This window comes from Desulfovibrio sp. JY (assembly GCA_021730285.1).
Lineage (GTDB): Bacteria > Desulfobacterota > Desulfovibrionia > Desulfovibrionales > Desulfovibrionaceae > Solidesulfovibrio.
This window is the reverse complement of sequence record CP082962.1, coordinates 3,337,740-3,352,500: the sequence shown is the minus strand read 5'-3', so window position 1 is coordinate 3,352,500 and position 14,761 is coordinate 3,337,740. Positions and strand designations below refer to the sequence as shown.

The 14,761-nt window shown below is 66.5% G+C and carries 11 protein-coding genes (1 of these 11 running past the window's edge); 7 read left to right on the top strand and 4 right to left on the bottom strand.

Features of this window, described 5'->3' with window-relative positions:
- A protein-coding gene (locus tag K9F62_14925; GenBank protein UJX40000.1) for a flagellar hook-basal body complex protein crosses the window boundary here: on the top strand, positions 1–910 show its 3' portion. Its footprint begins 650 nt before the window's first position; only the last 910 of its 1,560 coding nucleotides appear in the window; its start codon lies off the left edge, out of view; it ends in the stop codon at positions 908–910.
- 124 nt (positions 911–1,034) lie between these two features.
- Here K9F62_14925 and K9F62_14920 read toward each other — a convergent pair whose 3' ends face one another.
- Entirely contained in the window at positions 1,035–2,306 is a 1,272-nt protein-coding gene (locus tag K9F62_14920) for a glycosyltransferase (GenBank protein ID UJX39999.1), read from the bottom strand.
- Between the two features lie 4 nt (positions 2,307–2,310).
- Positions 2,311–3,576, bottom strand: coding sequence for a glycosyltransferase family 9 protein (locus tag K9F62_14915; protein ID UJX39998.1), 1,266 nt, complete (start codon positions 3,574–3,576; stop codon positions 2,311–2,313).
- Positions 3,577–3,663: 87 nt separating this feature from the next.
- Here K9F62_14915 and K9F62_14910 point away from each other — a divergent pair, with 87 nt between their 5' ends.
- From K9F62_14910 to K9F62_14885, 6 genes are all read left to right on the top strand, one after another.
- Positions 3,664–4,356, top strand: coding sequence for a bifunctional precorrin-2 dehydrogenase/sirohydrochlorin ferrochelatase (locus K9F62_14910; protein ID UJX39997.1), 693 nt, complete (start codon positions 3,664–3,666; stop codon positions 4,354–4,356).
- On the top strand, positions 4,343–5,212 hold the full coding sequence (gene ccsA / locus K9F62_14905) for a cytochrome c biogenesis protein CcsA (protein UJX39996.1): 870 nt from the start codon (positions 4,343–4,345) through the stop codon (positions 5,210–5,212). The genes K9F62_14910 and ccsA overlap by 14 nt, the downstream gene beginning before the upstream one ends.
- Positions 5,175–6,536, top strand: coding sequence for a glutamyl-tRNA reductase (gene hemA, locus K9F62_14900; protein UJX39995.1), 1,362 nt, complete (start codon positions 5,175–5,177; stop codon positions 6,534–6,536). Before ccsA ends, hemA begins: the two co-directional genes overlap by 38 nt.
- Before the next feature lie 3 nt (positions 6,537–6,539).
- Complete coding sequence (locus K9F62_14895; GenBank protein UJX39994.1) at positions 6,540–6,875, top strand: hypothetical protein; 336 nt, start codon at positions 6,540–6,542, stop codon at positions 6,873–6,875.
- A gap of 10 nt (positions 6,876–6,885) precedes the next feature.
- The gene (locus tag K9F62_14890; GenBank protein ID UJX39993.1) at positions 6,886–8,688 is read left to right on the top strand and encodes an adenylate kinase; all 1,803 of its coding nucleotides are present in this window, start codon (positions 6,886–6,888) and stop codon (positions 8,686–8,688) included.
- 76 nt (positions 8,689–8,764) lie between these two features.
- Positions 8,765–9,628: a menaquinone biosynthesis protein gene (locus K9F62_14885; protein UJX39992.1), complete on the top strand. Its 864-nt coding sequence runs from the start codon at positions 8,765–8,767 to the stop codon at positions 9,626–9,628.
- A gap of 88 nt (positions 9,629–9,716) precedes the next feature.
- Here K9F62_14885 and K9F62_14880 read toward each other — a convergent pair whose 3' ends face one another.
- Together K9F62_14880 and K9F62_14875 are read right to left on the bottom strand one after the other, a co-directional pair.
- Complete coding sequence (locus K9F62_14880) at positions 9,717–10,154, bottom strand: Rrf2 family transcriptional regulator (GenBank protein UJX39991.1); 438 nt, start codon at positions 10,152–10,154, stop codon at positions 9,717–9,719.
- Positions 10,155–10,577: 423 nt separating this feature from the next.
- On the bottom strand, positions 10,578–14,654 hold the full coding sequence (locus K9F62_14875; GenBank protein ID UJX39990.1) for a hypothetical protein: 4,077 nt from the start codon (positions 14,652–14,654) through the stop codon (positions 10,578–10,580).
- Between the last annotated feature and the right edge of the window lie 107 nt (positions 14,655–14,761).

Genomic DNA, 14,761 nt, shown 5'->3' with positions numbered 1-14,761 from the left:
CGACATCAAGGTTTACGATTCCGAGGGCGGCGCCCACACCCTCACGACATACTACTCCAAAGTGTCGGACGAAAACGGCAAGGAGTACTGGGAATACATGGTGACGATGCCGCCCGCGGACGATGGCAGCTCCACCACCAGTGGCACGAGCAAGGCCGGCGTGCTCATGATCGGCACGCTCACCTTCTCCACCCAGGGCGAGTTGGAAAACGAAACAGCCTTCACGCCGTCCGGAGGCGACGCCACCAGCCTGTCCTCCTGGACCCAGGCCGCCCTCGACTCGTCAGGCGAGCCGCAACTGAGCGCCACGTTCCGCTCGGTCTCAAACGCCTCCAATATCCTGTCCAGCCAGACCATCGACTTCAAGAACGGCCTGTCCTCCACCACCGCGAGCTGGGACGCCAACGGCCCGGCGAGCGCCGCCGATATCGGCACCCTGACCAGCGCCAATGCGGGCTTCACCAGCTCCAGCACCAAAAACGCCGCCACCTGTTCCACCAGCTACGCCACCTCTTCCTATACCGTTTCCTCCACCCAGGACGGCTATGCCTCGGGCGAGCTCATCAGCACCAGCGTGGATGAAAACGGCGTGGTTTCGGGGACTTTCTCCAACGGGCAGACCCTCGGCCTATACGTCGTGGCCCTGGCGGACTTCGTCAACCCCACCGATCTGTACCGGGACGGCAACAACCTGCTGTCCGCCACCAAGGAATCGGGCGACGCGAGACTGGGACGAGCCAACTCCGGCGTGTTCGACAGCGTCTCGGGCTACACCCTCGAATCGTCCAACGTGGACATGGCCACGGAAATGGTCAACCTCATCACCTTGCAACGCGCCTTCCAGTCCAATTCCAAGGTGGTGACCACGGCCGACGAAATGATGCAAAAGGCCCTGGAAATTAAGCGGTAAGCGTAAAGGCTCTCCCCCGGGGGCACATCGTCGGAAGGACTTTCCGTCAAAAGTTTCAGAAAGGGAGAGCGCGAGAGGGGAAACCCTTTTCAAAGGGTTTCCCCTCTCGCATTTCCCCTCCTTTCTAATGACTATACTGCTTGCGCCATTCGTCGAGAAAAAGCAGCGAGGTCTCGAGTGGTGAGAGCCGTCCCTGGCGGGCGCGCACGGCCCAGATGAGATCGTCGAAGGACACGTCGGCCGGGAGCGACAGTTCCCCAAGCAGGGCCGACAACTCCTCCCGCATCGCAGGCGGCAGTCCGGAAAGCGCCGCGTCTTCCCGCTTCGCTGCCGGCCAGCCCGGAAAGCGCTCGGCCGTGAAGGCGAGCAGCGTATCCATGCGGGCCGCGTAGGTGTGGTCGGCCAGGGCGCGGCTTCTGGCCCGCGAAGCCAAGGCCGCCCGCTCCTCGGGCCTGGCCAGGTAATAGTTCAAGCGCTCCTTGAGCTCGCCGAGGCTCCCGAACCGGGCCAACTCGTCATCGGCGAAAAGTTCCGGCAAAAGCGCGCGCGTATCGACGAGTTGAAACGCGCCGCACATGGCCAGTTCGAAGGTGCGGGGATTGACGAAATCGCCCCCGGTCACGAGCTTTTCCACGCCGATGCTCGAGTGCAGGTTGAGGTTTATCGTGGCGGCATTGAACACCTTGACCGTCTCCTCGGTGGACAGACGCCGTCCTTCCAGGCGCACATGGGGGGCCAGCCGCGCGTCGCCGTCCCAATCGCTCCCGAAGATGCCGAGTCCGAAGTCGAGCAGTTCGGCAAAAGCCAGGCGGCGGTTGGGATAGCCCGCGCCCATAAACGACACCTCGGCTCCGTAGAGGCGCCTGTCCACGGGGGAAAGTTCGAGGGGCCGGTGCACGGCCGGATCGGCGGCCAGGGGCAGGTAGAGCGCGTTTTCCTGGCCGAGGGCGGCGAGCTTTTCCGGGAACGGCTCCTTCTGGATCACGGCAAAGACGTCGTAGAATGGCGCGAAGGCCTCCCAGTAGGTGAAAAGCCGGAAATCCTCGACAAACCACATGGCCGTGCGCACGCCGTCGCGGCGCAGGCGTTTCAGGGCCTGGCGCGACAGCGGAGCCTGAGCCATGGACAACACGAGGTCCGGGCCGAAGGTCTCGACCTTGGCGCAAACGGCCTGGGACACGACCTGAAGAAAGCTGTTCTCCAAGTATTCCAGCCTGTCGGACGTCACCCGCAGTTTCTTGAGGGCCGAAAAGGCCCCGTAAAAATCCGGGGACTCGAAGGTCTCGACCACATGCCCCAGGCCCGCGCAGGCCGAGGCGCAATACCGCCCGATGGGAAGCGATCCCCCGTACATGGGCAACACGATGAGGATGCGCAGCGCCCGCCCGAAATCCATGCGATCACCACTCCCCGGCCAGGGGCCGGCCCGCCGGCGGCAACACCCAGTCCGTTTCCAGATACGAGGATTGGGCCAGATCGTGGCCCAGGTTCGCCTCCGCCACGACGCCGGTCAGGCGGCGCGTGAGAAAGGCGCGAAATGCCGCGCGCGCCGCTTCGGTCGGGTCCTCGCCGCATACCGGTCGGCAGACCGCCCCGAGAGCGTCGCATCCCGTGGTCATGCCGACAAGCCCGGCCGGGGGCGAGGCCTTGGTCGATCCGGCCAGGGCCCGGGCGAACCCCGGGTCGGCAAAGGGCGGCAGGCAGACAAGCCCATGGCCGCAGGGCGCGGATTCCAGACAGGGGGCGCACGGTATCACGGCCTGCCAGACCGTGTGCCCGACGCCGTAAGGACCGGTTTCATGGCACCAGGCCGAGGACAAAAAAAAGGCCGTCACCGGCACGCCGTAAAAAGCGGCCAGATGCATGGCCCCGGTGTCCGGCGTCACCAGCCGGTCGAGGGAAGATACGGCCTCGGCAAGACCTTGCAAGTCGGTTTGGCCGGTCAGGTCCCGGCAGGCGTCCCGCACGGCGGGGTCGAGCTTGCGCAGAAGCGCCCGGGCCTCGCCGGCCTGGGATGCCGTGCCGAAAAGCAGCACCCGCCCGGCTCCCGTCGCCCGAAAGAGCGTGCGCACGACCGATGCCAGCACCTCGGGGGGAAGCGACCGGCGGGCCATGCGCCCGGCCAGGGCCACGCCGATGCCGCCGCCACGGGGCGCGGCCTGCGGGTTGACCGTTTCCGGCGGCACGGGCTCGTCGCCCAGGTGGGCCCAGATGTCGGCCAGATTGATGCCGCCGCCGCGCCTGTCCCGGGCCAGACGGAAGATAAGGCGCAACAGCGGGTCCTTGTCGGCCTGGCCGGCGCTTTGCCGGTAGCCGCGCTGGACCTCGGGAGGAAACATGGCAGCAACCGCCATGCCGAGCGGCGAGAAATTGAGGCAGAAGACCTTCTCGAAGCCGATCTCAGCCAGGACGGCAAATTCCCGGCCAGCCGCCAGCACCCGCCCGGTCGCGGCCAGGGCGTCGAGCCCAGCCGCCCCATGGGCCGGCAGGCCGTGGATGACGGCAAAGGGATAAAGCCGCGCCGCCAGGTCGGCCAGGGAATGGTCCACGGCCAGATGCACTTCCCCGCCGGTGCGCCGGGCCGCGCGGTCGAGTCCCGACAGCAGCCGCCGGGTCTGAACGAGGTCCCCCAGGCGGGCCAGTTGCAAAACGAGAAAGCGCGCCATACCATGCACCGCGTTTACAGGACTGAAAAATACATGTGAAAAAAATACCTTTCCGGTTCCAATCTTCTTCTGTTATAGGAATCATCCATGCGGTATTATCCAATTTACGTCAATCTGCAGGGCAAACGGTGCCTTGTGGTGGGCGCGGGCCAGGTCGGCCGGCGCAAGATCGCCACGCTTGCCGCCTGCGGCGCGGCGGAAATCCTCGTCCTCGACATGATCGTCCCGGATGAATCCTGTGCCGAGGCGCTCGCCCATCCGGCCGTGGTTTTCGCCTGCCGGCCATTTACCCCCGCCGACCTCGACGGCCGGTTCCTGGTCATCGCTTCCACGGACGACGAGGCGCTCAATTGGGAAATCAGCCGGGAATGCGAACGCCGGGGCATCTTGTGCAATATCGTGGACCAGCCGGAAAAGTGCAGCTTCATCGTGCCGGCGCTCTATACCCAGGGCGAGCTGACCGTGGCCATTTCCACGGGCGGCGGCTCGCCGGCTCTGGCCCGCAAGATCCGGCAGGGGCTGGGAGATTTTCTTGGTTCGGAATATGGGGCTCTGCTTGTGCTCATGAGCAATCTGCGGCCCATGGTACTGGGACTTGGCCTGGGGAGTCCCGAGAATTCCAGGATTTTTCGTGAACTGGTCAATTCGAGCCTGATCGAGACCCTCAAGCGCGGCGACGCGGCCGCCGCCGAGGCCGTGCTGCGGGACATCCTGCCCGCGCCCCTGCACGACGATGCCAGCGAGCTGGTTTCGGGAGCCCTTGTCCATGCCGGCGCTTAACGTCCTTTTCATCCTGGTCCTTAGCGCCTACTTCCTCGGGGCCACCCTGCATCTGCTGGGTGTGGTTTCAGGCAGGCGGCCGCTTCGTCGCGCGGGCGAAGGCCTCACCGTGACCGGCTTTGTGCTGCACACCGTGGACCTTGTCGTGCTGCTGGCGACAGAAGGCGGCGCGGCCTTGCTCCTGGGCGAATTCTACTTCAGCCTGCTCGCCTGGAGCCTGCTGCTCATCTGCCTGTTTCTCTGGTGGCGGCTGCGCCTCGAGATGCTGGGACTTTTGGCCGCCCCGTTGGCCCTGTTTCTGTTCCTCTCCTCCCAGGCGGTCACGGCCCAGCGCATGCCGCTGCCCAAGGCCCTGGGGGGACTGTTCTTCGGGCTGCACATCGGGGCGCTGTTTCTGGCCATCAGCCTCCTCGCCATGGCCTGTGGCGCGGGGTTGGCCTACCTATACCTGGAGCACAAGATCAAGACCAAGGAAAAGCTCTCGGAGTTTTCCAAGGCCCTGCCCGCCCTGTCCACCTGCGACACGGTCAACCGTTGGGCCGTGGCCGCCGGTTTTCCGCTCTACACCATTGGCCTTTTGTCGGGATTCATCTGGGCCAAGATTACCTGGAACCGTATTTTTTCCTATGATCCCAAGGAGATCATTGCTATTGGCGTCTGGCTGCTTTTCGCCTTCCTGTTCCATCAGCGCCTGTTTATCGGCTGGCGGGGGCGCAAGACCGCGAAACTGGCCATCTGGATCTTCTGCCTGACCCTCGTGTCCTTGCTTGTCATCAACTTTTTTGTGCCAACACACCATAGTTTCGCGCGATATATCGATGGAGCAACAAATATACCTGTTCGGACTCAACCATAAGACCGCCGGCGTTGATGTCCGGGAAGCGTTCGCCCTGGGCGACCGCCCCAAACTCGGCGAACTTCTGGTGCGCGGCGACGCCCGCCTGCGCGAAGCCCTCGTGCTCTCCACCTGCAACCGGGTGGAGGTGGTCGTGGCCGACGACCCCGGCCGCGACGTGCGGCCCGTCGTGCTTGAGGCCTGGGCCGAGTACTGCGGCCAGGACGCCGCCGCCCTGGCCCCGCACCTCTACGAGCACCAGGGACTTGCCGCCGTGGAGCACCTTTTTTGCGTGGCCTCGGGCCTGGATTCCCTGGTCCTCGGCGAGCCGCAGATATTGGGACAGCTCAAGGCGGCCTACCGCCACGCCGTCAGTTGCAACACGGCGGGAGTCATCACCAATAGGCTGTGCCACAAGTCCTTTTCCGTGGCCAAAAAGGTGCGCACGGCCACAGGCATCGGCGCCAGCGCCGTTTCCATCAGCTACGCGGCGGTGGAACTGGCCAAGCGCATTTTCGGGGAAATGGCCGGCAAGAAGGCCATGCTCGTGGGCGCCGGCGAGATGGCGGAGCTGGCGGCCCTGCACCTCCTAAACGCCGGGATCTCGGAGATCCTGGTGGCCAACCGGACCTACGCCCGGGCCGAGGAGCTGGCGGCGCGGTTCAAGGGACGCCCGGTGGCCTTCGAGGAGTTCGTGTCGCGCCTGCCCGAGGTGGATATCGTCATCAGCTCCACCGGTGCGCCCCATGTCATTCTGCGCGCCAGGAACATGCGGGGCGTGCTCAAAGCCCGCAAGCACAAGCCGATGTTTTTTATCGACATCGCGGTGCCTCGCGATATAGACCCCGACGTCAACAGCCTGGACAACGTATATTTGTATGACATCGACGACCTCCAGGAAGTCGTGGAGGAAAACCTGGCCCAGCGTCGCGAGGAAGCGGCCCGGGCCCGGGACATCATCCGGCTGCAGGTGGAACGCTTCGGCGAATGGCTCAAGTCCCTGGACGTCAAGCCGACCATCGTGGACCTGCTGCAAACCGGGGAGGATATCGCCCGCCGGGAACTGCACAAGACCCTGCGACGCCTGGGTCCGGACGTTTCCGACGAGACCCGCCGGGCCATCGAGACCCTGTCCCTGTCCATCAGCCACAAGCTCCTGCACGAGCCCATCATCTTTCTCAAGCGCCGGGCCAGGGAGGAAAAGGGGGACAGGTTCATCGACCTCACCCGCCGCATGTACAACCTGGACCGCGAACACACGCCGGACGACGCCCACGCGGACCGGAAACCGCCTATGGGCGGGGAAAAGGCCCCCAACCCCGACGCGACGGATACAAGCGAGTAAGCCATGCGATCCTACCTGATAGACGAAGTCTCCGCCGACAACATGGAGATCATCGAGCGCCAGTTGGCCGAGAAAGGCTTCAAGGGCCCCCTGGACCACATCTACTACATCCCCTTCCCCCAGGAGATGTTAAACGACGAGCAACAGCAGCACTACGGCGAATGCGGCCCGTACATGCTCATTCTCGAAACCGGCCGCAACTGGCTCAAGCTCGAACTGCTCGTGCGCGGCCGGGGCAAGCTGCGCTGTTCCTGCATCAGCTACTGCACCACCGAACAACGCCAGCAGATGATCGACTTCCTGGACAACTTCATCCGGGAACTCGACATTCCGGTCTGACCCGGCCCGGATGCCACCCGCCTCGAAACGGTCCGCGCCGCAGGGCGCGCGGCCGCGCCTCGACGCCCTCCCCCGCAAGCAGGCCCTGCTGTGCCTTGGTGTGGAGGAATTTCTCGTCGGGCAGTGCGGCCATGCGCCCCGGGGTGCGACCTGGATCGTCGGCTTTTCGGGCGGACCGGATTCCGCCGTCCTCCTCGCCGTCCTGGCGGCACTTGGCCCGCGCCTGGGCGCCCGCCTCGAAGCCGCCCATCTGGATCACGGCCTCCGTCCCGAATCCGCGGCCGAGGCCGCGGCCGCCAGGGCGTTTTGCGCCGCCTGGGACGTCCCCTTTCACGAGCGCCGCGTGGATGTGGCCGACCTGGCCCGCACGCGCGGCACCGGCCTGGAAGATGCCGGCCGCATCGCCCGCTACGCCTTCTTCGAGGAGCTGCGCCGGGAGCGCCCCAAGGCCTGGACGGTGCTCGGCCACCAGCGCGACGATCTGGCCGAGGACCAGATCCTGCGGCTGATCCGGGGCACGGGCTGGCCGGGGCTCGGCGGCATGGCCGCCCTCGATCCGGGGCGGCGCATCCTGCGCCCGCTCCTTTTGACCCCCCGAAGCGATATCGAGGCGTTCGTAACGGCCCTCTCCCTGCCCGTCCTCCGCGATCCATCCAATGACGACCCGGCCTACCGGCGAAACCGGGTACGCCGGGACATCCTGCCGCGCATCACCGCCGAGAACCCGCGCCATGGCGAGGCGGCGACCAGGCTGTGGCGGCAGGCCCGCATCGACGAGGACTTTCTCGAAGCCTCCCTGCCCGTTTTCCCGGACCCGACCGCGCTCCCCATGGCGGCGCTTATCGGACTCCACCCGGCCTTGCGGTTGCGCCTGTACCGCCGGGCGCTTTCCGCCTGCGGCCCGGGTCAGGCCCTGGCCGAGGCGCTTTTCGCCCTGGACGCGGCCGTCGCCAAGCGGACCACCGGACGGGTGTTCCAGTTTCCCGGTGACAAGACGGCCCGGGTCGGCCGCCGGACGCTCACGTTTCACCCCAAACCGACCGGGCCGATGACGGCGGGAAACCGGGCGGAGCCATTGACAGGGCTTGTCCAGGAGGGTAGTGAAGCCGATTGTGAAAAATCAAACATGGAGGCTGTCCCGGTGAATATCCTTATCTTCGGTCCCAACGGAAGCGGCAAGGGCACCCAGGGTTCCCTGGTGAAAAAGAAGTATAATCTGGCCCATATCGAGTCCGGGGCGATCTTCCGCGAACATATCGGCGGCGGCACCGAGCTCGGCAAGAAAGCCAAGGGCTTCATCGACAAGGGCGAGCTGGTCCCGGACGAGATCACCATCCCCATGATCCTCGAGACGCTCAAGGCCAAGGGCGCGGGCGGCTGGCTGCTCGACGGCTTCCCCCGCAACATGGTCCAGGCCGAGAAGCTCTGGGACGCCCTGCAAAAGGAAGGCATGAAGCTCGATTACGTCATCGAGATCCTGCTGCCCCGCGAAGTCGCCAAGAACCGCATCATGGGCCGTCGCCTGTGCGTCAACGACAACAATCATCCCAACAACATCTTCATCGACGCCATCAAGCCCAACGGCGACAAGTGCCGGGTGTGCGGCGGCGACCTCAAGACCCGCGCCGACGACCAGGACGAGGCCGCCATCGGCAAGCGCCACGACATCTACTACGACACCAAGACCGGCACCATGGCCGCCGCCTATTTCTACAAGGACCTGGCCGCCAAGGGTAAAACCAAATATATCGAACTCAACGGCGAAGGCTCCATCGACTCCATCAAGGAGACCCTGCTGGCCCAGCTCGCCTAGTTCACCGGAATTCGCCTTGCCTGACGGCCCCGGGGGGAATACCTTCGGGGCCGTTTTTTATCCAAGGAGTACCTCCATGCCGCACGAGGACAACGGCCCCCTGCGCCTTGGCCGCATCGCCTACCTGAACGTCTGGCCGCTCTACGAAGCGCTCGTTCCGGCCTTTCCCGAAGGCCCGGACATCACCTACGTGCCCGGACATCCGTCCGCGCTCAACAGCGCGCTGGCGACCGGGGCCATCGACGCTGCGCCGGCCTCGGCCTTCGCCTATCTGGCCAATCCCGAAGCCTTTACCCTGCTGCCGGACCTGTGCATCCGGGCGGCCACGAGCCCGATCCAAAGCGTGCTCCTGCTCTCGCCGGTTCCCCTGGCCGAGCTGCCCGGGCATCTGGCCCGCACCGGCGACCCGGTGCTGCTCTCCGGGGCCTCGGCCAGCTCCAACGCGCTGCTCAAGGTCCTGTGGCGCTTTGCCTGGAAATTTCCCGAGGTCCGTTTCGAGACCGTGCCGCCCGGGACCGGCCTCGCCACGGGAAAACCCTTTGTGGAAATCGGCGATCTGGCGCTTAGGCGCTATCTCGAGCCGCCGGCCGGCTGGCACGTGACGGACCTCGGCCAGGCCTGGCGCGAATACGCCGGCACGCCGTTCGTCTTTGCCTTGTGGATCGTGCGGGAGGGGTTGGCGGACAAGCGCCTGTCGGGACTTCGCCGGATGCATGAGCGGCTTTTGGCCATAAACGCCGCCCTGCCCCGGACCTTGCCGGAACTGGTGGGCGCGCCTTCACGGCCGGACTGGATCGGCCCCGAGGCCCTGCTCGCCTATTTGCGGGTGGTCAATTACGATTTCGATGCGGCGGCCCGGGCGAGCCTGATCTATTTCGCCGAGCACTGCCGCGAACTTAAGCTCATCCCGGCCGTGCCCGGACTGCGCTTCGCCCTGTAACGGCCCGGCCCAGGCGGGACCATCGATCCCATGCGACGGATGCCGGCGGGATACCATCCCGTCGGCGCGCCACGCCGACAGCCGGCGGTCAGCAGCAGGGCAGGCCCAGGATTTCGGCTTTCTGGGCCTGATCCAGCATGTCCGAAATCCGTATGGCGTCGAGTTCGCGGAAAAGGCTTTCCGTGGCCCTGGCCCAGATCTGGCGGGTAACGCAGTCCGCCGCGATCAGGCAGGTTTCGGGGTTGCCCACGCACTCGGTCAGTTCGGGTCGGCTTTCCAGGGCCCGGACCACATCGCCCACCCGGATTTCCTCGGGGGGTACGGCCAGGACGTGGCCGCCGCGCGGGCCGCGCTTGCTGTTGATGAAACCGGCCTTTTTAAGCGCCCGGATCAACTGCTCCAAATACTTCACGGAAATATTGCGGCGCTTGGCGATATCCTGGATGCGGACCGGACGTTCGCCCCCGTGCAGGGCGATATCAAGAAGCATGCGCAAGCCGTAACGGCTGCGCGTGGTGAGCTGCATGGGCGTCATTCCCCTTCTTTCAGTTTTGTGCAAAACCGAACAAGGGGCTTCTAGCAGATCCGCAGGACAATGGCAAAACCGGTATCGGACCGCTTGCCTTTGTCATTTACTGAAGCAAATATTCTTTTCCGGCAACCATTTGGTGGATTCTGGACCTTCGCATACCGTTACGCGACAACCGACCCGACAACGGGATTCCCCGATCCAGGACACACCGACTGCAAATTTTTCCCTCCGCCCGCCTGGCGTAAAAATCCCAGTGCCCGATCAAGCGACCGCACAGGCAGCAATATCCGGTTTCCATGGCCGTCCTCCCGTCGCCACGACTGCGACGGGATTCATTTATTCAAGAAACATACCAAGACGCACCGGACATCCCGGCGCGCCTAAATACCAGGCGAACCCCCTGTACTCCGAAAGGGGTTACCCGTTTGCACCGTCTTTTCCCTGACGCTCGCGCCCGGACCGCTTCCAGGAAAACCGCAGTGTCCGCCAGCCCCCGCCCGTGGTGAGGCTGTCGAACCCCCAACGCAGCCAGCGCGGCAGCGACCAAGCCAGCCACAGCGCCCAGGCCAGCATCAGGGCCCGGAAAACGGCCATGGGCGCGGAGACGACGGTCGCCGACGGCAGGGCCCCGGCCACCCGGTCCCAGGTCCAGACCAGTTCCGTGGCCGTGGAGCCGCCCCCGGCCACCTGCATGCGCGGCAGGCCGAGCAGCCCGGCGTCGAGGGTCTCGTAGAGCGCCGCCAAACCGGCCAACACCAACAGCACCATAAGCACCTGGACGACGTCGAAGGAAAACGCCCCGGAAGGTGCGACGCGACGCCGCCAGGCAAGGGCCGCCAGCCAGCCCGCAGCCAGGACAAACCCCAGCGGCGTGGCCTGGGACAGGCCCAGGGCGTAAATGAACCACTGCCAGCGCGAAAGCGGCGTATCGGGAATGGCGGCCAGGCCGAGCCCCAACGCCGCCACCACCGCCAGCCAGCCCCAGTACAGCACGGCCGGGCCGAGCCGGGTTGCGGCAAAGACTCCGACCAGCCACCGGTCCGGGGGCAGGACAAGCCGGGTGCGGGCCGAAGCGGCGGGAAGGCCCAGATCCGGGGCCGGGGTGCGCAGTATAGTCCCCGTGCCCGACGCCTCGCGGAAACGCAGCGACACGTCGGTGACGCCCGGCGGCAAGGCAAATCCCACCTCCCCATTTTTTCCCGTGGGCAGCGTGTCGCGTCCGGCCACGAGCAGACGCGTCACTTCCGCCCCGGCCGGCAGGCGCACCGCATGGCGCGCGCCCTTGGCCGAACGGAAAGTCAGGGACAATTCGCTGTCGCGCATCTGCCGTCCCTGGCGCACGGTCAGCGCGGCGCGGTCGAGGGTGAGGGTTTCCCCGGGCGCGGCCTTGGGCCGGCGGATGTCGCAGGTGAGGGTTTCGCCCGGCCAGGGGGTGAAACGCGGCCGCCAGGAGCCGTTTGCGGCCACGATGCCGACGGGAGGCAGGCCGTGGAAGGTCACGTCATAAAAGGGCGCGGCCTCGATGGTCCAGGTTGCGACCATAGCCGACCCGTTGGGCGCGGTCAGGGCAAGCTTGCCGGAAGGATCGAGGTGCGAGCGCCAACTGACGCGCTCCTGGCCGGCGGCAAAGGAGGCTTCGGCCACGCCGTCTTTCACCGTCACGCCGGCCGTATCCGGCATTTCGCCTGGCACAAGCGGCACCGAAGCCACCGCCGTGCCGGCAAGCGGCGAACGCCTGAGCACCACGGTTTCCACTTCCCAGGCCAGGCCGAAGCGCAGCGTCCGCGTCACCTCGAAAAAGGGCGCAATGTCGACGGTCGGCGCGGTCGGCCCGGAGCCGGCGGCATCCGGTTCGGCCCGGGTCAGCTCCAGGGGCCCGGCGAGTCCGCCCAGGCCGTCCAGCCCCCGCGACCGGTAGCCCGGGGCGCTCAGCCGCACCCGGCCGGGCGGCAACAGGCCGGGAGTGATGCGAAACGACACAGCGCCCGGGGCCGGGCCGGACAGCACCACCTCGTGACGACCAGGTTCGAGCAGCACGAACAGCGATTCCCCCTCCCGGTAAAGGGCCGCCCCGGGCGCGCCGTCGACGCGCACGGCATCGGGCCGCCAGTTTTCGGACACGGCCGGAAACGGCGCGGCCACGCGGGCGGCGGCATCGACAAGGCTGGTCATGGTCAGTCGCCCGTTTTCCAGGCGCACATCCAGCCCCGAGCTGCCCAGGCAATGGGGGAAACACCGGGCCGGCTCGGTCAACCGGTCGCGCAGGGTGTCCAAAAGCGCCTTGTCCGGGAACTCCCCGGCCCGGCACACATTCGAGACGCCGGTCAGCGCCACGGCCAGAGCCAAACCCGCCACGGCGGGCCGGCCCAGGTCGCGCAGTCGGCGCAGCCGGGCGCGGTCACAGAGAAAAAACAGAGCCAACCCGAAAAAGGCCACCCGGGCGAACCCCAGAAGCGAGGAGACGAAAGGCGGCACGAAAACGAGGCGCAGGGTCTGTCCCTTGGCAACCGGGCCTTTCCATTCCATGGTCACGGTGGCGAAATGCCAGTCCGGCATGGCCGGCCCGGTCTGGATCACGGCATTGGGGTCGAATTCGAGGCGTCCCCCGCCCCCGGCCGCGTCCTGCGCTTCAGGGGCCATGGCCATCTCCAGCAGGTCCGGGGCGTTTTCCAGGGATTTCTTGCGGGCAAAGGTTCGGGGCGCGACCGAGGGAGCCGGCGCGGGAGGCCTGCCCCCGGCAAGGCGCGCGCCGGCCGGCGCTCCCGAAAAAGCGGGGGGGCCGATTTGCGGCGCCACCGCCCGGCGCAGCTGATCGGCGGCAAAGGGAATGGCCGTCACGATGAGGCACAACAGGGAAAGCCCGAAAAAGAACATGGCAAAACGGCGAAAGCCCGGTTTGTCGGCAAAACGGCCTCCCTCGCCGGCCAGTCGCAGCAGCCCGGCCCCGGCCAGGACAAACAACCAGACACCGGTCGGCGCGTCCGGCTCATGCCAGGAAAGCAGCAAAAAGATCCCGAGCGCCGCGCCGGCAAGCGGCCCGCGCAACCCCACCGCGACCACGACCAGCAAAAAGACCAAAAACAGGTCGAGCAGCGACCACGACGACAAAAGTCCGCCGCGTACCGTGTCCGGGCCGAACGCCGCCAGAAGTCCCCAGCCCGGCGACAGGTTGAGCCGGGTCGTTATGTGGTCGAATTCCCGGTCGAATCCGCCGGCCGCAATGGCGGCCGACGCATCGGGATAGCGGGAATGGGCCGTAAGCGACAGGCGCGCCGTGCGCAGCTCCACTCCGCGCGCGTCCTTGCCACCCACGAGCACCACCGGCTGATCGCGTCCGTCCATGACCACCCGGCCGAGCGCCCCAGGCGCAAGCAGGGAAAGCGTCCAGGCCGAACGGTTTTCCCCGCTGACGGTGTCGCGGACGCTCAATCCCTGGCCCGAAAAATCGAGCCACATCTCGCGTGTCAGGTTCAAGGCGTCGCGCCCCGTGGGCACGCCCCGGCCGAGTTCGTGGATGGCCAGGGTCGCGCCAGCGGCGACGGCAAAGGCGGGGTCGTTTTTCCAGGCCTCCGGCACGTCGGCGGTCTTGGGATCGATGGCTGCCGGCCCCTCGGCCCGGGTCTGGCGCAGGTTGGGATCGGCCCGGTAGGACCAGATTTCCCGGCCGTAGGGCGCGGCGACCGGTCCGATTTTTTCCACCGGCCCGGGATAACGCGCCACCACCTCCACATCGTAGCGCCCCGGCCCGGCATCGAGGACCAGCGAGCCGTCCGGGCCAAGCGACGCCGCAACCGGCGCGCGCACGGCCAGGGGAATCGCCCCGGGGGGGACCGCCCCGGCCAAGGTCACGGACCGGGCCAGCCCCGAAACGTCGAGGCGAAAAAGCGTGGTCACGGTCATGGGCACGCCGTCGGCAAGGAGCCGGAAAACCCGCACATGCTCGCCGTTGGCCACGGGTTTCACCGCATCCGCGCCGCCCAGGCGCAACTCCCCGGCCGGGGACACGGCAACCGGCACGGCAACGCCCTGGCGCGACAACCGCACCAGCCCGACGCCGTCCGGCAGGATCAGCCCCTCGGGCTCCCGGTTCCAGGCCAGACGGCCGGTCATTTCGTAGGCGCCGGCCGGCAGCCAGACCACGGGGCCTTTTTCGCCGGCAACCACCGGAACGTCCCTGCCGCCGACCGTGACCCTCTCGATCCATACGCCAGGATCGGTCGGCAAGGGGACGGCGCTCTCGTCGAAAAGCCGCGCCCGCAGAGAAAAATCAGCGCCGTTGCCCTGCACGTCGAGGCGCAGGCTGGCGGGGAAAAGACAGAGGCGCGCCTTGGCATCGTTGCCGCGCGGTGGGCAAAGTTCCTGTGCCGCGCCATGCAGGGCGAACCCCTCCCAGGGAACAAGGGCCGGCGGGATATCGCCGGTTGCGGCCACGGCCGTGGCCACCGCCGCCAACGCCAGCCATGCCCCCAGGAAGCACGCCAGAAAATTTCGCATCCATCCCTCCCCGCAGCATTTCTTTTCCCCTGGTTTATTCCCGAAACGCCGGCCCTTGGCAATGCGCCGGCCTTTCCTCGCGGGCTGATCGGTTATATGGCAGGGCG